Source organism: Paenibacillus sp. FSL R5-0912 (assembly GCF_000758605.1).
Lineage (GTDB): Bacteria > Bacillota > Bacilli > Paenibacillales > Paenibacillaceae > Paenibacillus_AQ.
Map to the genome: position 1 here is coordinate 1163249 of NZ_CP009282.1, position 19115 is coordinate 1182363.

Sequence of the window (19115 nt, forward strand, 5' to 3'; positions counted from 1 at the left end):
GCAGTGGAATGGCCGGTTATCCCGGCACGTTTTACTTGATAAATACTCCGCCAAACGGCAACGCCTCCCGCAGGAAGCGTTTGATAATGCCGTCTTCATTATTATCCCGCTGAAAACGCCTGCTCTGGCGTCCGGCCTGGAACAGTACAGGCCCGTGGCCGGTCATCTTCCAGTGATAGCTCATATGCTGGCTGGCGAGATGATTGCCGTAGACCGTAAGCTCAAGCCGGGCATTCTCGGGATAGGCAATAATACTGCCGGCATCGACGTACAGCGGATCAAACGGGTCAAGCTCGGCTTCACAGACGGTGCCTTCTGTCAGAATGCCGATGCTGCCATGACCGGAGAATTTCACCTTGATGATATCCCGGGTAATCAGCATATTCTTCATATTCAGCACTCTGGTCTGCATGGTGACTCCTTTGCTGTAGAAGAACAGATGCCTGAAATCATATAGCAGATCGCTCTTGCCGTCGAGCTGCAGCGTTTTGACCCGGTAACCGGGCGGCAATGCAGCGACGAACCGGCAGGGTCCGGTGATATCCGAACGGATCAGCTTCCGCTTGCGGTACATGCCCTTCACATCCATCAGCCGGTCCGCCCGTCCTGAAGAGGGGCCTTGATAAGCTATAATCTGCTGCGGATGGAGCACATGAACCTCTTCATTCTCTGCGACGGTAAAAGCAACGGCCTGTCCGCTGCCGCTGTCGCCTTCATCCTGGACGTCAACGTTCATTCTTCATGCTCCCCTCGTGCATTGCCGTGTATATGCGCTTCCTGCCCCGGTCTTAACGCAGCCGGTCGCTTCTTCTGGAACGGTGGCGCATGGTGAAGCGCAGCAACCGGATAAGCAGGAAATAACCCAAGATAAGAGCAAGTCCGGTGATCACAGTCACCTTGATCCGGTTATAGTAATTTTCACGTGCCGTACGGTCATTCTTCAGTTCATCGACGACTTGGCTGAGCTGGCGGTTCTGTTCCTGCAGGGCAGCGTTCTGGGCCTGGTAAGTCGCCATTTGCTGCAGCGTCTGGTCCAGCTGGTCTTTGGTCTGCCCCAGCTCGTCCACTGCCGTTCCCAGGTTCTCTTTGGTCTTCTGAAGCTCCTCTGCCGTCTGCTGATAGCTCTCCTGCAATTTGTTGACCTCTCCGGGCAGCTCCGAGAAGCTCTGTAGTCCATTATATAAATCAGTGAAATAGTTGGCTTTTGCCGCGGGGATATCATAGCTGAAAGAAATCCCGAGCAGCAGCAAGGCCGACCCCAGCAGCTTTATCATATTTCTTGTTGCGCGATTGTTCATTACTGATCACCACCTGTTATAGGCTTGTTGTACTCTTATTTTATCATAGCCGGTCCTGATTTGGGCAGTGCGGGCAGCTTTAGGCATAATTACCCTTCCTGTCTATGCAGGTAACCATATGTGTAATACAGCACAAATCATATGAAGGTTTCTATTATATTGAGTGTGCACATAAATTAACGTATACTTTGAACGGAAAGGAGCTGCTTCGAGTGAATAAATGGCTCAAAACGTTGTTGTTTCTGGCGGGTTCTGCACTGTTGACCCGGTTTATTCCGTTCTCATCCTTATTCCGTAATCTGGATACGATGTTTCACGAATTCGGCCATGCGCTGGTAACCCTGCTGCTCTCGGGGAGTGTGCTGCGGATAGAGCTGTATCCCGATCATAGCGGTGTAACCTATTCAGCGATTGCCGCAGGGGGGAGGGCAATTCTTGTATCGCTGGCCGGATATCCTCTGGCCTCACTCTTCTCATTGCTTCTCTTCTATTTATATAGTAGAGACAAGCGGCAGTGGGGGCTGATGATAGCCAGCGGTGTTGCGCTGGTGATGCTGGTGCTCTATGTACGGGGTGGCTTTGGGATGATTTGGCTGAGCGGTTTTATTCTGCTGAATGCCGCTATGGTGTTCCTTTGGCCGAAGGTCAGCAAATATTATTATTTATTTCTTGCATTTCTGACTCTGGAGGAGTCCGTGATGGGAACGCTGTTTCTGGTAACGGCTTCGGTACTGACGCCTTCCCGTGCGGGCGATGCAGCTAATTTGGCCAGATTAACACCGCTGCCGGCTATATTATGGGCGCTGCTGTTCTTCCTCTTCTCGCTGCTGTGTGCCAAGTGGGCGCTGGGCTTTTTTTTCAGGGAAGAAAAATCAGTGAACCGGGAAAGAAGCCTATAATGCGCAAAACTGTGTTCGTCATATTTTGACAAAATAATAGACTTTCGCAAAGAGGCAATTACCTTTAGTGGTAGGTTGGCTCTTTTTTTGTCGATATTATAGGACCGAACATACATTCCATGACAAGGAGTTGTCCGCCATTATTGGTACATTAATAGAAGACCCAAAAAAAGAAAGAGGTGGAAATATGCAAGCAAGTATTCAGCCCATATTTACTTGGAGCCAGGATCGAATTTTAGCAGGAGGTGCGAAGAATATTATCCTGCTCGTGGAATGGAAGGGAATGTCACAAGGAGAGGAATTCCGCAAGAAAAGCCGAAAGGTTGTAGCACGGGAGATTGAGCTGCGCGTATGGTTGGAAAGTCACGTATCGGTAACCGGATGCTACGGGTGTACAGCAGAAGAAGGAGAAGGCCGCTCCCTGCTGCTGAAGCTGGGCAAAATCCATTCCGGGCAACGCAGGTTTATTGCTTTGGAATTTACGATGTCAGGCATGCCTGCAGGCATACATGAGGCGCTTTGGCTGCAGTGGCAATACAGACAGCCCACGGTAGAACGTATACGTGAGCTACCGCTCAAGAAGCTGGGAATGGAATATTCACGTCATACAGATGTAATGAACGCTCAGTGTTGTTTTCATGTAGAGAAGCATGTAGAGCTGCTCAAAATGGAGGGATTATTAGCAGAAAGGGAAGTGACCAGAGCCCAAAATCATCAGCAGGTCTCCACGGAGAAGCTGCGGCGTCAGGCGGATAAATTGCTGCTTCTTGCTGCACGTTCGGGCGATATGCAGCTTGTGAAGGAAGCGGAAGCGCTCTATAAGCAGCTCGAGGCGGAGATGACTCCCTTAGGAAAGGTTGTAACGATATAAATGTAAAGAAGGTAGCAGGGATATAATAGGCAGTGATCATACATATAGGTTAAAATTTGAACCCAATTCGCAGAAATAGATAACGAATCGTGTAATATATAAATGTGGTAATATAGTAAAATAGTTCTATTATATTTTCTTATCTCGGTTATTACATCCTTGGTTATAGATATATATAACTAGTTTATTTAAAATAATGGGTCTATTTTACCATGAATCAAGGAGAACTGAAAATGACAGACCGATTAATCCGGCTGATGCGCATTATTACGCTAGTTCAAGCCAAACCGGGAATTCTGGCCCGTGAGCTGGCGGAACGATGCGGCAACAGTGAGAGAACGATTTACCGGGATATGGATGCGCTGAGTGCCATGCATATCCCCATTACCCATATGGGACACGGTAAGGGATATGCTTTTATCGGTAATTTTGCACTGTACCCTTTGGATTGGTCAGAAGAAGAAGCAGCCGCATTTTCACAGTTGCGCAGTATTATGACGGATATCAAATCTTTACTGCCCCCGGAGTTCGAAGACGCCTATGAGAAAGTGATGGCCGCAGAATATAAGCAAAAGGCAGAAAGGGAAGAAACGATGGAGAGCGCGAAGAAGGAAGCGGGTCAGCATTGGATGGAGAGAAGCGGATCTCATGGAGATCAGCCATTCTATCTGGCCGGGATTCTGGATGCCGTGATGAAGCAGCGCAGTATACAGGCGGACTACAGTGAGAATGCATATGAAGAAAAAGGTATCAAAATTGATCCCTACTGCCTGGTCCCGTTGGAGAATCGTTTTCATTTGATTGGGTTTTGTCATCGCTTCGGGATCATCCGCACTTTTCATATTAACGGGTTCTCCAGTGTGAAGCCGCTGGACAGCTGGTTCTCCAAGGATAAATTTGATTTACAGGCTTTTATGGAGCAGAAGTGGTCTCTGGACCAGGATAGTCTGCAGGTCGAATTCAAAGTCAAGTTCTCGGAACGGATGATGGAGCGGCTTAAGCATGAGGAGATGTTTGTGAAGCCCAGCAGGGTAGACCGCCAGAACCGCTGTCTGCATTTTAAGGTAGCGGTAGAACAGGATATTGGCTTTGTTCACTGGATTATGAGATACGAGGAAGAAGCTGAGATTATGGAGCCGGTCTACTACCGGGAAGTTCTCAGAAATCAGCTCGAGAAATGGCTGTCGCTATACAAATAGCGCAGTTTTTCTTTTTATACATAAATAATTCCACTAATTGGTATTTAATTATTCATACAAAAACGCTCATGTTAGTTATATGTGCAAATTTTCCTTGTCTAGTCGAGGTATATATAGTAAGTTATACATTAAATAACAACAATGTGTATTTATGCGGATTATTATAACGTTTCATGTCAGGTATTCGTTAATATATCTAACTTTTTAAATATATTTTCTATCCTGTCATTTGACCTTTGTTCAATTTTTAAGTAGAAGAGAGGTAGAGATTTGATCCAGCCCATTCTAAAAATTGAAAATTTGCACACCCACTTTTTTACCGACCGCGGTGAAGTTCCTGCAGTTGACGGTGTTGATTTGTACATTAATCCGGGTGAGGTTCTGGGTGTGGTCGGCGAATCCGGCTGTGGTAAAAGCGTAACCTCCCTGTCCATTCTAAAGCTGGTTCCGGATCCCCCGGGAAAAATCGTGGACGGACGCATCCTGCTGAAGGGCCGTGATCTTGTCCCGCTCAAAGAGAAAGAGATGCGTAAGATCCGCGGTGATTCGGTCTCGATGATTTTTCAGGAACCGATGACTTCGCTCAATCCGCTGTTCACGGTCGGACAGCAAATTATTGAAACCGTACGCCTGCACCGTGGCCTCTCCAAGAAGGAGGCCCGGGAGCACGCTGTAGAGATGCTCCGTAAGGTAGGCATTCCCCGGCCGGAGGCCATTATTGATGAATATCCGCATCAGCTGTCGGGAGGCATGCGCCAGCGTGTAATGATCGCCATGTCCATCTCCTGCAGTCCGGAGCTGCTGATTGCCGATGAGCCGACGACTGCGCTTGATGTGACGATTCAGGCACAGATTCTGGATCTGATCCGCCGGCTTAACGAAGAACAGGGGACGGCCGTTATGCTGATTACCCATGATCTTGGTGTTGTAGCAGAGATGTGCCACCGTGTTGCGGTTATGTATGCCGGCAAGGTAGTGGAGGAAGGTAGCGTACGTGATATTTTCAAGAATCCGCTGCATCCGTATACCCGAGGGCTAATCGAATCTGTACCCCGGATGGATGAAACCAGAGACCGCCTGCATTCTATTCCGGGCAATGTGCCGATTCTCAGCAAGGAAATGCAGGGCTGCCGGTTCGCGCCGCGCTGTCATGAGGTGATGGATATTTGCCGTCAAAGTCTTCCTAAGCTTACGCTCCAGGAGGAACAGCACAGCTGCAGATGCTGGCTGCATGAAAGTCAACAGGAGGATGCGGTATGAGTGAGAGCCTGCTAGAGGTCAAGGGTCTTAAGAAGTATTATCCGATCAACAAAGGATTCTTGGGTAGGGCACAGGGTGATGTCAAGGCTGTGGACGATATCTCCTTCTCGGTAAGCAAAGGTGAGACCTTTGGCTTGGTTGGAGAGAGCGGCTGCGGTAAATCCACAACCGGCCGTGCCTTGCTTCGGCTGATTGAGCCCACGGCGGGAGAGATTTGGTTCGAAGGTCAGGATATCACGAAGCTATCTATAGAAGAGATGCGGGGGCGGCGCCGGGAGATGCAGATTGTTTTCCAGGACCCGTTCTCATCCTTAGATCCACGCAATACTGTACAGCGTATTCTTGAAGAGCCGATGATTGTGCACGGAGTAGGCGATGCCAAGCAGCGCCGGGCTGCAGTAGAACGTCTGGCTGATGTAGTCGGGCTGGCTAAAGCGCATTTGCAGCGTTACCCGCATCAGTTCTCCGGCGGACAACGCCAGCGGATCGGGATTGCCAGAGCACTGGCGCTCCAGCCGAAGCTGATTATCGCCGATGAGCCTGTATCTGCACTGGATGTATCGATCCAGTCACAGGTCATTAACCTGATGCAGGATTTACAGAAGGAATTCGGATTGACCTATATCTTCATCGCCCATGATCTCAGCGTGGTGAAGCATATCTGCGACCGTGTAGCCGTGATGTATCTGGGGCGGATTGTTGAAGTCACCGATAAGCATAAGCTCTATGCCGATCCGCAGCATCCCTATACGCAGGCACTGCTGTCCGCAGTTCCTGAGCCCGATCCCGATATCCGTAAGGAACGGATCATCCTGCAGGGTGAGGTACCGAGTCCGGCGAATGCGCCGGTCGGATGTGCTTTTAATACACGTTGTCCCCGGGTGATGGAGATATGCCGTAATGTCAGACCTCCGCTGCAGGAGACAGGGTCCGGACATTTGACCGCCTGCCATCTGTATGATGAGGAAGTCCGATCCCGGCTTGCGTAATGAAATAAGGAAGAATTCAATACCGCTCTCTATGCATTGGCCCTGATATATGGCAGCGCTTTGGCGCAGCTCCATATAAACGCTTTAATACTTTTAATGAAAGAAGGGAGTTTTCTAGAGATGAAGAAGTGGAGTAGTCTTGCACTGGCAGTAACGCTGGGGGCGGTATTAACATTAAGCGGCTGCGGGGGTAACAATAACAACGCTGGCACAGAAGCGACAGCAGCAACGAATGCAGCGGCGACTACCGCACCGGATAGCTCGCCTGAAACATCGGCTAACACGCAGGATACGCTCATCCTTGGACGCGGCGGCGATTCTGCATCGCTGGATCCTGCCATTGTCACAGATGGCGAATCCCTGAAGATTGCCCATCAGGTATTTGATTCCCTGCTGGAATACAAGCCGGGTACCTCTGAAGTACAGGCTTCCCTTGCTGACAGCTGGGAGGTATCGCCTGACGGTCTGACGTATACCTTCAAGCTGCATCCGGGCGTGAAGTTCCATGACGGAACGGATTTCAACGCTGAAGCAGTAGTCTTTAACTTCACACGCTGGAGTGATCCGGCAAGTGAATTCAAGTTCGAAGGAGATTCCTTCGACTACTATGATTCGATGTTCGGTCCGGACGGCAGCCGTGTAATCAAAGAGGTTAAGGCTGTAGACGCAACTACGGTAGAGTTCACACTCAATCAGCCGCAGGCACCGTTCCTGCAGAATATTGCTATGACCTCCTTCGGGATTGCCAGCCCTGCTGCCATCCAGGAGAAGAAGGAGAACTTCAAGAACGAGCCGGTAGGCACAGGACCTTTCGTGTTCACGGAGTGGAAGCATAATGATTCCATTACACTGGACAAGAATTCGAATTACTGGAAAGAAGGGCTTCCTAAGCTGAATAAAGTCATCGTCCGCTCCATTCCGGACAACTCGGCACGTTTCAATGCTCTGCAGAACGGGGAGATCGATCTGATGGAGGATTTGAGCCCGGATGATCTGTCCACGCTTGAAGGCAACACTGAACTGCAGAAGATTGAACGCCCGCCGTTCAATGTAGCTTACCTCGGCTTCAACTTTAAGAAGAAACCTTTTGATAATGTGAAAGTAAGACAGGCGCTGAACTATGCGGTGAACAAACAGGCAATCATTGATGCATTCTTCTCAGGTCAGGCTACTGCAGCTGTTAACCCGATGCCGCCTTCACTGTGGGGCTACAACGATGCTGTGAAGGATTATGAATATGATCTGGACAAAGCGAAGGCGCTGCTGGCGGAAGCCGGTTACCCTGACGGTCTGCCGGATACAGTAACCCTGTACGCTATGCCGGTATCCCGGCCTTACATGCCTGACGGCAAGAAGGTTGCGGAAGCCATTCAGGCGGACTGGGAGACAATTGGCGTGAAGACTGTAATTGAATCCCCGGAATGGGCGACTTATCTGGATGACACCAAAGCTGGCGAGAAAGATGATATCTACATGCTCGGCTGGACTGGCGATAATGGTGACCCGGACAACTTCCTATATACGCTGCTCGACAAGGATGCTATCCCAGGCAACAACCGTACCTTCTATGTGAATGAAGAACTGCACACGATCCTGATCAATGCACAGAAGGAGACGGATCAGGCGAAACGTTCCGACCTGTACAAACAGGCTCAGGAAATCATCAAAGCGGATGCACCGTGGATCCCGCTTGTGCACACTACACCGCTGCTGGCTGCGAAGGCCAATCTGAAAGGATTCGTTCCAGGCCCTACAGGTACGGAATATTACAGCGAAATTTACTTCGAATAGTATGCTCCATAAGCATTTCCTTGCCGCCGCGTGCCTGCTGCGGCAAGTTATGCTTAAGGACCACTGGAAGGTGAGCCAACTTGAACTCCTACCTATTAAAACGTGTCATGGTTTTATTCCCTGTGCTGATCGGAATGACGATTATCGTCTTCTCCATTATTCACGCCATTCCGGGTGATCCGGCAGAAACCATTCTGGGCCAAAAGGCAACCGAGCAGTCCAAACAAGCGCTGCGCGAGCAGTTGGGTCTAGATAAGCCTTGGCTGCAGCAATACTTCAACTATATGGGAGATTTGGTGCAGGGCGATCTGGGAACCTCAATCCGGACCAAAACACCGATTGCCAAAGAAATTATGCCTTATCTGGCGGCAACGCTGGAGCTTACCGCAGCGAGTATGCTGTTCGCTACCATTGTAGGAGTGAACGCCGGTATTCTAAGTGCCTGGCGGCAGAATTCCTGGTTTGATTATACCGCGATGATTATAGCGCTCATTGGCGTGTCCATGCCGATCTTCTGGCTGGGGCTGATGGAGCAGATGTTATTCGCGCTGAAGCTGCACTGGCTGCCCTCTATAGGCAGGATGGATCAGCGGAATCCCGTGGAGAGTATTACCAATCTATATGTGATCGACACGATACTGGCAGGAGACTGGCGCCAGCTGTGGACGGTCATCAAGCATCTGATCCTGCCAAGCATAGCACTGGGCACCATTCCGATGGCAATTATTGCCCGGATGACCCGTTCGAGCATGCTGGAGGTCATGAACTCTGACTATATCCGTACGGCAAAGGCCAAAGGGTTGTCGCAATTCCTTGTCGTATATAAGCATGCTCTAAAGAATGCACTGATTCCCGTGCTGACCGTAGTAGGTTTGCAGACAGGTGCACTTCTCGGCGGTGCAGTGCTGACAGAGACAATCTTTGCCTGGCCCGGCGTGGGAAGATATATATTTGAGGCGATCAGCTCACGCGACTATCCGGTAATCCAGACCGGAATCCTGATCATTGCTTTTATCTTCGTGTTCATTAATCTGCTGGTGGATCTGCTCTATGCCGTCATTGATCCGCGCATCAACTACAAGTGAGGGGTGAACCTATGGGACAGGCATCAATTCAAGTAACGCCCCCGGCTGTACCTGCTGACAAGGTTTCCGGGCCTTGGCGGGATGCGTGGAAGGCTTTCCGTAAGAATAAGACGGCGATGCTCGGCCTTGGCATCATTGTGTTTTTTGTGCTGATTGCCCTGCTGGCACCCGTAATCGCACCTTACGGCTTCAAGGAGCAGGAGCTGGTCAACCGGCTCAAAGCGCCGTCTGCCGACCACTGGTTCGGCACGGATGATCTGGGAAGAGATATGTTCACCCGCATACTATACGGTGCCCGGATCTCCCTCTGGGTCGGCTTTTTCTCGGTTATCGGCTCGATTGTTGTCGGTACGTTTCTGGGGATTCTTGCGGGCTTCTACGGCAAATGGATCGATATGCTGATATCCCGCATGTTCGATATTCTGCTGGCCTTTCCGAGTATTCTGCTGGCCATTGCAATCGTAGCCATTCTCGGGCCTTCGCTGCAGAATGCGCTGTATGCCATCGCCATTGTTAATATTCCTACGTATGGCCGGCTGGTACGGGCCAAGGTGCTCTCCCTGAGATCGGAGGAGTACATAACGGCGGCCCGCGCAATCGGAATGACGAACAACCGCATTCTGCTGACCCATATTCTGCCTAACAGCTTAACGCCGATTATCGTGCAAGGGACACTTGGCATCGCTACCGCGATCATTGAGGCCGCTGCGCTTGGCTTCCTTGGACTCGGCGCACAGCCGCCCGATCCGGAATGGGGCAAGATGCTCTCGGATTCACGGCAATTCATCCAGAAGGCACCCTGGACGGTTATTTTTCCGGGGTTGTCCATTATGCTGACCGTGCTTGGCTTCAACCTGGTAGGGGACGGCCTGCGCGATGTGCTTGACCCGCGGATGAAGAATTAACTTCTGTTCACTGATAGCCCTGCAGGCCTTTGGCTTGTAAGGGCTATTTTTTCAGAGTAGCAATACATAAAGCTGGAATTATCACTTATTCATATCAATAATAACTAAATATAATTAAACATAATCAAAACGTATAGAAAAACCAAAAAAGATGTGATAGAATAGCACCAAAATATATAAGATACATATACGGGAGGAATGGAAATGTTCAAGAAGCTGGGGGTAGTGTTAGTGGCGGGATTGGTAGCGGCGGGATTGTCTGCTGCACCTGGTGAACAGGCACAGGCAGCTAAGAAAACTGAAATTATTGTATCTGCGGCAGCTAGCCTGCAGGATAGTCTTGACAAGATTGCCGCGACTTACGAGAAGCAGCATCCTGGTATTGATCTTATTTTCAACTACGGTGCTTCCGGTACGCTGCAAAAGCAGATTGAACAGGGCGCTCCGGCTGATCTGTTCTTCTCTGCAGGAGACAAACAGATGACTGCCCTGGTAGATGGCGGGCTCATCAGTGATCATACCGGGCTGCTCAAGAATCAGCTGGTCCTCGTGGTGCCTTCTGATTCGAAGACTTCCATTACTACTATCACCCAGCTTACCGATAAAGCCTTCAAGAAGGTGGCTGTCGGCCAGCCGGAATCCGTGCCGGCCGGGCAATATGCGCAGCAGTCATTGACGGCTAAGAAGGTATGGGATACGCTGCAGAGCAAGCTGGTCTTTGCCAAGGATGTCCGTCAGGTATTGTCTTATGTGGAGACGGGAAATGCAGATGCCGGCTTCGTCTACAAGACAGACGCGCTTACCTCGAACAAAGTGAAGATTGCCCTGACAGTGGGCGGACATGTGCACAAGGCCATTAATTATCCGGTTGGCATTGTGAAGGAGTCGCCGCATCAGGCGGAGGCCAAGGCATTCTACGAGTATGTACAGACAACAACGGCGGACGCGGTATTTACAAGCTACGGCTTTCAATTAGCACAATAATACCTACTATACAAATGGGGTGAGAAGAGATGGAGATCAATTGGACCGATTTTTTCGCCCCGGTCTGGCTTTCGGTCAAGATTTCGGTGATTACCAGCATTATCGTGTTCTTACTGGCTACGCTCGCAGCCAAGAAGATGGCAGGGCGGAGGTTCTTCGGACACAGCCTGGTTGAAACGGTCCTGCTGCTTCCGCTGGTTCTGCCGCCGACGGTTGTCGGCTTCGTCCTGCTGGTGATCCTCGGCCGGCGGAGCTGGATTGGCAGGCTGTATGAGCAGTTCACCGAGCATACTATTTTGTTTACATGGGGCGCGGCAGTCATTGCCGCAGTAGTGGTTGCCTTCCCTCTGGTGTACAGGACGGTTAAGGCGGGCTTCGAAGGTGTGGAGAAGGACCTGGAGGATGCCGCGCGGGCGCAGGGAGCCAGCGAGCTTCAGGTTCTGCGCTATGTAACTCTCCCGCTGGCCAGCCGTTCACTGGCCGCAGGTTATGTACTGGGGTTCGCCCGCGGACTGGGCGAATTCGGCGCTACGATTATGGTAGCAGGGAACATCCCCGGGCGTACCCAGACGGTGCCGACGGCAATCTATGTAGCGGTTGACGGCGGCAATATGACGCTGGCCTGGATGTGGGTATGCTCAATCATTGTCATTTCGGCCCTTATGCTGATGTTTGTTAACCGCCGGTCCTGACGGAGTGTAAGCTAAATTACCCCCGGTATCATCAGAAATTCTGGAGATACCGGGGTTTTTCATTGGGGCATTCCCATCCCCATTCTGCGGTAATCGGAAGGGGATACGCCGGTCTCTTTCTTGAAGATCCGGTTAAAGGACCGGTAATTCTCAAAACCGATAGATTCGGAAATTTCAAATGTCTTATGATCCGTGGTAAGCAGCAGCAGCTTTGCCTTTTCAATCCGCAGACGGGTCAGGTATTGAATGAAGCTTTCGCCTACTGCTTTTTTGAACATGGAGCTGAAATAAGGCACACTGTAATTAATCGAAGCTGCCAGCTCCTCCAGCTTATAGGGATAGCTGAGGTCTTCGCGCATATGTTGAATGATTCTTGTAATCGAAGCATCGATCTTCCGGCCGCCCTCCTGAAGCTGCTGAAGCTTGCGGAAATAATCGCAGGTCGCCTCGTGTACGGAGTCGAAGGTTTGGCACAGCTCCATTTTTTTGCGCAGGTTCGCTTCGAGATCCGCACCGCCCTCTGTTCCAATAACGTTATGGCTCATATCCAGGAAGACTCTCAAATATAAGGATTTGATCTGCTCCGGATCCCAGGATTGCTCCATAGCCTGGCGGTATAAGGAGAGGCGCTCCTGCTCCAGTGCAGCCGTGTTCAAATGCGGCTCCAGCAGTGCTTTCTTGAGTACCTTGCTCCAGAACCGGCTGAGCGGCTCCGGAATCCGCTGGAAACGGGCGATTTGTTCCCAATCCTCAATAGCGATGCTCTCGCCAAAGCGGTAAAAGAAAGGATAGGGTGCAGAAGCCAGCCGTTTCAGTGCCTCAGGCCTGGCCTTCAGCCCCTGTCCGAAGCTGCACTGCAGGGCAATGCAGCTCATTTTAAGATTGGTGGCAAAGGAATCCAGCACCTGTTCCGGGAAATTGGGGCGCATAGCCTTTGACGTTTCGGTGTATATGGCGAGAAAACGTCCCTTGTCGAGCGCGATGACTTTATGCGGGCCTATGCCGGCCAGCAGCTCCTTGAGTACGTTGACTCCGGCGAATTGCCACAGCTTCAGCTCTTCAAGCTGATCAATCGGGAAGCGAAGGGAATTCCTGTCCAGCTCCAGCAGCAATACCTTGAAGCTTTGTTCGTGAAGAGGGAGCTGGGAGTCCTCCAGACTGCGCAGCCATTTGGCTTCGGCTGCCGGATTCAGCAGCATATCCAGAAAGAGGCTCTGCTCAATCTCCACCTCGCTGAGCCGGACCTGCTGTTCCAGCTGGAGATGCTTTTCCCGGGTTTCATCAAGTGAGTTCACCTGGGAGGCCAGCTCCTCCATCGTCCGGGTCAACAGGCCGGGATCAGAAAGACAGTCATCTTTAATGAGATAGGCTGCAGCCTTCAGATGAATGGCCTGCTGGGCATAATGGAAATCCTGGTGGCAGGTAAGGATGATGATCTGCGGCGGACGTTCCCCGCTTTTCTCAATTTCGCTTAGCATCTCAAGTCCATTCATGCCCGGCATGGTGATATCGGTTACGACAAGCTCCGGCTTGTGCTTCAGGAACAATTCCAGTCCGTCCCGGCCGTCTTCGGCTTCGCCAACCAGCGTGAATAAATCGGCACGCTCTTCAATGAAATGACGGAATACCGTTCTTGCCGGAATTTCGTCCTCCACGAGTACAACTCTATAGGGATTCATGAGGCTCCTCCTTTACAAGAACATTCTCAGACGGCAGCATAATACGGATCGTCAGCCCTTCACCCGGGGCACTGGAGAGCAGAATTTGCGCATCCCCTCCGAATAGCAGCTTCATCCGCAACCATACATTCTGCAGCCCGATGTTCTCCGTGGACTCTTCATGGAGCAGATGGAGCTGCAGCTTCTTCAGTTCGGCTTCCGCAAGGCCAATCCCGTCGTCAGTAATCTCAAGAATGATATAGTTCTTGCGGGTATCGGTGAAGACCCGTATACTGATATGCCCCTCCGGCGTTTTACGCGGAAGAATCCCATGGAACACAGAATTTTCGATCAACGGCTGGAGGCTCAGCTTCGGAATCTGCATGCTCTGCAGCGGCTCCTCGATGCTTGATTCCAGCCGGATTTGACATTTATACCGCATATTGAGCAGCCCCACATAATCCGCCAAATAATCAAGCTCCAGCCGAAGCTGCACGGTCTGCTCGAAATTCTCCATAGAATACCGCAGCAGCGCCACCAGCCGGCCCATCAGCGAATTTATCTTCTCATAATCCTTCATCATCGCGAACATGCGGATGGTATTTAAAGTATTGTACATGAAATGGGGATTAATCTGCGATTGCAGCGCCCTGATCTCCAGCTTGCGCTTCAGGTCCTCCGAATCATGCAAATCTGCCACCAGATCCTGAATGCGTACCGCCATCGTATTGAGCATCCGCCCCAGATCCCCGATCTCATTATTGGCAAAATGGGTGACCCGTGCATCGAAATGGCCTTTCTTCAGCGCATCGACCTGCCGCTTCACGGCCTGCAGAGGCCGGTACAGCTGATACCCGAAGCCGACCACACACAGCGCCCCCAGCAGGGCCAGAATCACCAGGAAGTAAGTAACCGTCCGGCGGATAATTGCGGCACTGGCAGTAAGCTCCTTGGACGGGATTTCCGAGACCACAATCCACTTGTCATAGGTGGAGGTCTGCTTGACGGAGACAATGGAGGAGCCTGATGCGAACTGGTCCGGACGGTTCAGCTCTGTCCAGTGCTTCAGAATCTCCTGTACCCGCCGCGTATCCTCCTGCTTCCCCAGCTTGCTGGTTGTGGCAATGGTCATGCCGTCTTCAGTCAGCAGCGAGATGGAGCCCTTGCTCCCGAGCTGGATATTCTCGATCTGCTGCTGATATTGGCTGTTGTTCATGGAGATCAGCAGCACGCCCTTGAGGTCCTCATACAAATCAAAGGGAACGCGTGAGATATAATAGGTTGAAGAGTCCAGCACCGCAAGTCCCGGCAGCGAGTGCTTGTCCAGGAAAAGATTGGGCCGGCCCGATTCCAGATACGCTTCTATCAGCGGACGGTACCGGGACTCCCCGAGCTGGGCCGGGGCTTCCGTCGAAGAGAGCACCTCTCCGGTGATTGCGGAATAGACCTGCAGCCCCTCCACATTTCCGATAATGGCCGAGGCGTTGCTGAGCACGGAGATCAGATCCTTTTTGCGGACAACCTCCTCAAAATATTGAGCCGACGGGGAGACCAGCGCGCCCTGAATGGACGAGATACGGGAGTACTGCTCGCTTAATTCCCGCAGTCTAATCATGGTTAATTCAATCCGGTCTATGACCTGATTGACCAGCTGGGCGTTCAGGCGGTTCACCTGCTGCTCCACCGTTGTGCTGGAGACGCTTACAGAAATAAATGACAATACAATCAGCGGAACCACAGAGATGGCGAACATAACCACAATCATCTTGATATAGAAGCTCCGCCGCAAAAAGCTGAAGAAGGGTGAATTCATAGGGGCCACATCCGTTACTGGGTTTTGGACTCCGGATACCGGGCAGGCTATCCTATAAAGATTATAGTACATTGTAGAATGGGTAGAAACCTGGAACACAGCGAATCTTAAAAATGGTGACACTTTGGCTCGAATCCGGCATGTTCACAAGCCGGGGCGTCTTCTATAATCCAAAGTGTAAGGATAATGTAAACGCAATCAATACAAGCAAATGGGGGATGACAATGAGTTTCAAAAGAAAGCTTGTACCGCTTGTGGCCTCAGCGGCGTTGATGGTAACCACCCTGGCGGCCTGCTCCGGTGATAATAATCCAGCGGCAGGCAGCACGGCCGCACCGGAAGGCGGGACACAGGCGGGCACGGCCGCCAAGCCGGCCAGCATCAAGGCGATGACCATTCTCTTCGGCAATCCGCCGGAGATGACCAACAACAAAGCGCTCGAGGATCTGGAGAAGCGCGGTAATGTAGATCTGAACGTAACCTTCGTGCCATCCGAAGCCTACACTGACAAGCTCTCCGTGGCTGTATCCGCCGGAGATTCCTATGACCTGCTGCTGATGGATGGAGGGAAGGATGACAAATTCAACAACCTGGTGAAGATGGGCGCTTTTCATGACCTGACGCCTTATCTGGAGAAGACGGAGAACATCAGCAAGATTGATGAGGTTGTCTGGAACGGAGCTAAGATTGAAGGCAAAACATACGGAATTCCCCGGCCGCGCGGCCTGTACGGCGGCGGTGAAGCCAACATCCTGATCCGCAAGGACTGGCTGGACAAGTATAATCTGGAGGTCCCGAAGACCATCGATGAGCTGACAAATGCTCTTATGGTATTCAAGGAGAATGATCCGGCTGGCGGCGGCAAAACCATTCCGTTTACGATCTATGGTTCAGACGGCGTGAACAGCCCCGGACCTTTCTCGGGGGTACTCCCGATTCAATATGCTTTTGGTATCCCGAATGTATGGAAGCTGGAGGGGGAGAACGTCGTACGTGATTTCCAGACTCCCGAATACAAGGCATTCCTGGAGTGGCTCAGAGATTCCTGGAGCAAAGGCCTGATTGACAAGGATGCGCCGGTGCTCAAGAACCAGGGTCAGGCACGGAGTAAATTCCTCGCAGGTACTGCGGGTGCTTTTGTAGGGAATGTCAGTGACATCGTGGAGACCAACGTGGAGAAGCTGAAGCAGACGGACCCGAATGCTGAAATAGCGATTGTCGATGTGCTGGAAGGCGCAGACGGACAGAAGGGTGCTTCGATCCTCTCCGGGTACTACGGATTATGGGCGATTCCAAGCTCTGTGCCGGAAGAGAAGGTACAGCAGATTGTCGATTTCCTTGATTTCACCGCCTCCGAGGAGAATGTAGCCTTCTCCAAAGCGGGAGTCACCGGCATACATTCCAGTGATTTCAAGGATGGGGTGGCTGTACAGACCGAGGAGCAGAAGAAGCAGTATGAGCTGGATAAGCCGAACAATTTCATCCTGGAGAACCGGGCAGATCCATATGTGTACGCCAACTCCAAGGAACCGGAGATTCTGACGCTGCAAAAGACCGTGCTGGATACGATCAGTACCATCGGGGTGGAGAATCCGTTCCTCAGCTACAACTCCCAGTACGCCAGCAAGAATCCGGACAGCTATAAGAAAATGAGTGCTGTCATGACCAAATATGTGCTGGGTGAAGGCACCTGGGAGGATGTACAGAAGGAGATTGATACCTGGACTACGGGTGCAGGTGTACAGATTACCAAGGAGCTGCTGGATCAGTATCGTGCCGAGCATCAATAAGGAACACCTAAATATAAACAGAGGCAAAGGAGGGGGAGATCCCCTTTCTTTTGCCCATGGATAAGGAGGTTTAGCCTGTGCAGAGAGCTTTACGCCCTAGACGGTTTCATCAATTGTGGCCTTTTTATTTACTGGCGGCACCGGGTATTCTCTATTTTCTCATTTTTCATTACATTCCGATGACGGGACTCATTCTGGCCTTCAAGGAATACAGCCCGTTCAAGGGCATTATGAACAGCCCGTGGGTGGGGCTGGATAATTTCAGACAGTTTTTCGGAACCTCCGATTTCTATATGTTGCTGAAAAATACACTGCTGATCAGTCTGCTGAACCTGATTATTTATTTTCCGTTTACGATCCTCCTGTCGTTACTCCTGAATGAAGTGCGGCTCAAAGTGTTCAAACGGGTATCGCAGACGATCGTCTATCTGCCTCATTTCCTGTCCTGGGTCGTTATTTACGGGATTACGATTTCGTTCTTCGGGCCTTCAGGCGTTATTAATCATTATCTCAGCCAGTGGTTTGACGGCAATGCCAATTTCCTGGTGAGCAATGAATGGTTCCGGCCGCTGGTCATCTTCCAGTCCATCTGGAAGGATGCAGGCTGGGGGACAATTATCTTCCTGGCGGCACTGGCGGGGATCAACCCCGAGCAGTATGAAGCGGCCAAGGTGGATGGAGCGAGCCGGCTGCAGAGCATCTGGCATATTACCCTCCCCGGCATCAAGAGCACGATTGTTATACTGCTGCTGCTCCGCCTGGGCTCCTCTATGGACTCCAACTTTATGCAGATCTTCCTGATGACCAACAGCCTCAACCTGGATGTCTCCAATGTGTTCGATCTGTTCGTCTACCATATCGGTCTGGAGCAATTCAATTACAGCTTCGCGATTACCGTAGGCATGTTCAAATCCGTTGCCAGTCTGATCCTTGTAGTCGGGGCCAATTATGCGGCAAAGCTGCTTGGCGAAGAAGGCATATTCTAGAACAAGAACAGGAGTGGAGACGCTATGAAGCTCAAGGCAACAGGGTTTGACACCATTATTGTAGTTATTATCTGCTTAATCAGTCTGCTGGTTATTCTGCCTTTTCTATACATTATCGCGGTATCCTTCAGTCCGCCCGGAGATTCAATGGCCGGGAATTTCTTCATCTGGCCCAAGCACTGGACGCTGGATGCTTACAGCTATCTGCTGAATGCGAATACGTTCCTGACCTCGGTCAAGAACTCCGTTATTATCACGGTAATGGGTACGCTGCTTAGCCTGTTTGTATCGATTACCCTGGCCTATGCCTTATCCAAGAAGTTTCTGCCCGGCCGCCGCATCATGCTGCTGATTATTTTCTTCACCATGATCTTTCACGGCGGTATGATTCCCAGTTATCTGGTGGTCAAAAATCTGGGTCTGATCGATTCTTACTGGGCAGTGGTGCTTCCGGCGGCTTCCAGCGCTTTTAATATCATGGTCATCCGCTCGTTCTTCCAGAGCCTGCCGGAAAGTCTGGATGAAGCGGCAAGAATTGACGGGGCAGGAGAGTTCAGGATTCTGTATTCGGTCGTGCTCCCGCTGTCCAAACCGATCATCGCCACGTTTACGCTGTTCTTCATGGTGCAGTTCTGGAATGAGTTCTTCTCTGCGGTCATCTATCTGAATGATACATCGCGCTGGCCGATTCAGCCGCTCCTGCGGCAGATGGTGGCGATCAGTGCCTCCAATATTTCGGCAGAGGCTGCAGTTGACGCACAGCTTGCGGCCAACCTTGGACCGAATGTCCAGAATGCGGCGATATTGCTCGCCATGCTGCCAATTGTAATCGTGTATCCGTTCCTGCAGAAGTATTTCGCCAAAGGAGCCATGCTCGGTTCGATTAAGGAATAGA

Annotated in this window: 17 protein-coding genes; 13 read left to right on the top strand and 4 right to left on the bottom strand. The window is 51.1% G+C overall.

What is annotated here, in order from left to right:
* Positions 1 to 31 precede the first annotated feature (31 nt).
* Together R50912_RS05000 and R50912_RS05005 are read right to left on the bottom strand one after the other, a co-directional pair.
* Positions 32 to 736, bottom strand: coding sequence for an AIM24 family protein (locus R50912_RS05000; RefSeq protein WP_042232890.1), 705 nt, complete (start codon positions 734 to 736; stop codon positions 32 to 34).
* A 52-nt stretch (positions 737 to 788) separates the two neighbouring features.
* The gene (locus R50912_RS05005) at positions 789 to 1298 is read right to left on the bottom strand and encodes a phage tail tape measure protein (protein ID WP_042232892.1); all 510 of its coding nucleotides are present in this window, start codon (positions 1296 to 1298) and stop codon (positions 789 to 791) included.
* Between the two features lie 212 nt (positions 1299 to 1510).
* Between R50912_RS05005 and R50912_RS05010 the strand changes: the two genes are divergently transcribed.
* The 10 genes from R50912_RS05010 to modB all read left to right on the top strand — a co-directional run bounded on the left by R50912_RS05010 (position 1511) and on the right by modB (position 11973).
* On the top strand, positions 1511 to 2197 hold the full coding sequence (locus R50912_RS05010) for a M50 family metallopeptidase (RefSeq protein ID WP_042232894.1): 687 nt from the start codon (positions 1511 to 1513) through the stop codon (positions 2195 to 2197).
* A gap of 187 nt (positions 2198 to 2384) precedes the next feature.
* Positions 2385 to 3068: a hypothetical protein gene (locus R50912_RS05015; RefSeq protein WP_042232896.1), complete on the top strand. Its 684-nt coding sequence runs from the start codon at positions 2385 to 2387 to the stop codon at positions 3066 to 3068.
* A gap of 233 nt (positions 3069 to 3301) precedes the next feature.
* Positions 3302 to 4267 carry a helix-turn-helix transcriptional regulator gene (locus R50912_RS05020; RefSeq protein ID WP_042232898.1) on the top strand — a complete coding sequence of 322 codons (966 nt, stop codon included), beginning with the start codon at positions 3302 to 3304 and terminating at the stop codon, positions 4265 to 4267.
* A 270-nt stretch (positions 4268 to 4537) separates the two neighbouring features.
* The gene (locus R50912_RS05025) at positions 4538 to 5527 is read left to right on the top strand and encodes an ABC transporter ATP-binding protein (RefSeq protein ID WP_042232900.1); all 990 of its coding nucleotides are present in this window, start codon (positions 4538 to 4540) and stop codon (positions 5525 to 5527) included.
* Positions 5524 to 6516, top strand: coding sequence for an ABC transporter ATP-binding protein (locus R50912_RS05030; protein ID WP_042232902.1), 993 nt, complete (start codon positions 5524 to 5526; stop codon positions 6514 to 6516). The genes R50912_RS05025 and R50912_RS05030 overlap by 4 nt, the downstream gene beginning before the upstream one ends.
* Positions 6517 to 6636: 120 nt before the next feature.
* Complete coding sequence (locus R50912_RS05035; protein WP_231637775.1) at positions 6637 to 8307, top strand: ABC transporter substrate-binding protein; 1671 nt, start codon at positions 6637 to 6639, stop codon at positions 8305 to 8307.
* Between the two features lie 80 nt (positions 8308 to 8387).
* On the top strand, positions 8388 to 9392 hold the full coding sequence (locus R50912_RS05040) for an ABC transporter permease (RefSeq protein ID WP_042133990.1): 1005 nt from the start codon (positions 8388 to 8390) through the stop codon (positions 9390 to 9392).
* An 11-nt stretch (positions 9393 to 9403) separates the two neighbouring features.
* On the top strand, positions 9404 to 10297 hold the full coding sequence (nikC, locus tag R50912_RS05045) for a nickel transporter permease (protein WP_042232904.1): 894 nt from the start codon (positions 9404 to 9406) through the stop codon (positions 10295 to 10297).
* Between the two features lie 204 nt (positions 10298 to 10501).
* Positions 10502 to 11281, top strand: a complete 780-nt coding sequence (modA, locus tag R50912_RS05050) for a molybdate ABC transporter substrate-binding protein (protein WP_442950501.1) — start codon at positions 10502 to 10504, stop codon at positions 11279 to 11281.
* Between the two features lie 29 nt (positions 11282 to 11310).
* Entirely contained in the window at positions 11311 to 11973 is a 663-nt protein-coding gene (gene modB, locus R50912_RS05055; RefSeq protein WP_042133997.1) for a molybdate ABC transporter permease subunit, read from the top strand.
* Between the two features lie 59 nt (positions 11974 to 12032).
* Here modB and R50912_RS05060 read toward each other — a convergent pair whose 3' ends face one another.
* Positions 12033 to 13652: a helix-turn-helix domain-containing protein gene (locus R50912_RS05060; RefSeq protein ID WP_042232908.1), complete on the bottom strand. Its 1620-nt coding sequence runs from the start codon at positions 13650 to 13652 to the stop codon at positions 12033 to 12035.
* A complete protein-coding gene (locus R50912_RS05065; RefSeq protein WP_042232910.1) occupies positions 13639 to 15444 on the bottom strand; it encodes a sensor histidine kinase in 1806 nt (601 codons plus the stop codon). The genes R50912_RS05060 and R50912_RS05065 overlap by 14 nt, the downstream gene beginning before the upstream one ends.
* A 224-nt stretch (positions 15445 to 15668) precedes the next feature.
* Here R50912_RS05065 and R50912_RS05070 point away from each other — a divergent pair, with 224 nt between their 5' ends.
* The 3 genes from R50912_RS05070 (at position 15669) to R50912_RS05080 (ending at position 19114) form a co-directional block, all read left to right on the top strand.
* On the top strand, positions 15669 to 17234 hold the full coding sequence (locus R50912_RS05070) for an extracellular solute-binding protein (RefSeq protein ID WP_042232911.1): 1566 nt from the start codon (positions 15669 to 15671) through the stop codon (positions 17232 to 17234).
* Positions 17235 to 17311: 77 nt separating this feature from the next.
* The gene (locus R50912_RS05075; protein ID WP_042232913.1) at positions 17312 to 18220 is read left to right on the top strand and encodes an ABC transporter permease; all 909 of its coding nucleotides are present in this window, start codon (positions 17312 to 17314) and stop codon (positions 18218 to 18220) included.
* Between the two features lie 24 nt (positions 18221 to 18244).
* The gene (locus R50912_RS05080) at positions 18245 to 19114 is read left to right on the top strand and encodes a carbohydrate ABC transporter permease (protein ID WP_039302214.1); all 870 of its coding nucleotides are present in this window, start codon (positions 18245 to 18247) and stop codon (positions 19112 to 19114) included.
* Position 19115 lies beyond the last annotated feature (1 nt).

Coding starts and splice junctions, on each gene's coding strand:
- R50912_RS05035 (WP_231637775.1), top strand. CDS start 6,637: ATGAAGAAGTGGAGTAGTCTTGCACTGGCAGTAACGCTGGGGGCGGTA.
- R50912_RS05020 (WP_042232898.1), top strand. CDS start 3,302: ATGACAGACCGATTAATCCGGCTGATGCGCATTATTACGCTAGTTCAA.
- R50912_RS05030 (WP_042232902.1), top strand. CDS start 5,524: ATGAGTGAGAGCCTGCTAGAGGTCAAGGGTCTTAAGAAGTATTATCCG.
- R50912_RS05015 (WP_042232896.1), top strand. CDS start 2,385: ATGCAAGCAAGTATTCAGCCCATATTTACTTGGAGCCAGGATCGAATT.
- modB (WP_042133997.1), top strand. CDS start 11,311: ATGGAGATCAATTGGACCGATTTTTTCGCCCCGGTCTGGCTTTCGGTC.
- R50912_RS05005 (WP_042232892.1), bottom strand. CDS start 1,298: ATGAACAATCGCGCAACAAGAAATATGATAAAGCTGCTGGGGTCGGCC.
- nikC (WP_042232904.1), top strand. CDS start 9,404: ATGGGACAGGCATCAATTCAAGTAACGCCCCCGGCTGTACCTGCTGAC.
- R50912_RS05080 (WP_039302214.1), top strand. CDS start 18,245: ATGAAGCTCAAGGCAACAGGGTTTGACACCATTATTGTAGTTATTATC.
- R50912_RS05070 (WP_042232911.1), top strand. CDS start 15,669: ATGAGTTTCAAAAGAAAGCTTGTACCGCTTGTGGCCTCAGCGGCGTTG.
- R50912_RS05060 (WP_042232908.1), bottom strand. CDS start 13,652: ATGAATCCCTATAGAGTTGTACTCGTGGAGGACGAAATTCCGGCAAGA.
- R50912_RS05000 (WP_042232890.1), bottom strand. CDS start 736: ATGAACGTTGACGTCCAGGATGAAGGCGACAGCGGCAGCGGACAGGCC.
- modA (WP_442950501.1), top strand. CDS start 10,502: ATGTTCAAGAAGCTGGGGGTAGTGTTAGTGGCGGGATTGGTAGCGGCG.
- R50912_RS05065 (WP_042232910.1), bottom strand. CDS start 15,444: ATGAATTCACCCTTCTTCAGCTTTTTGCGGCGGAGCTTCTATATCAAG.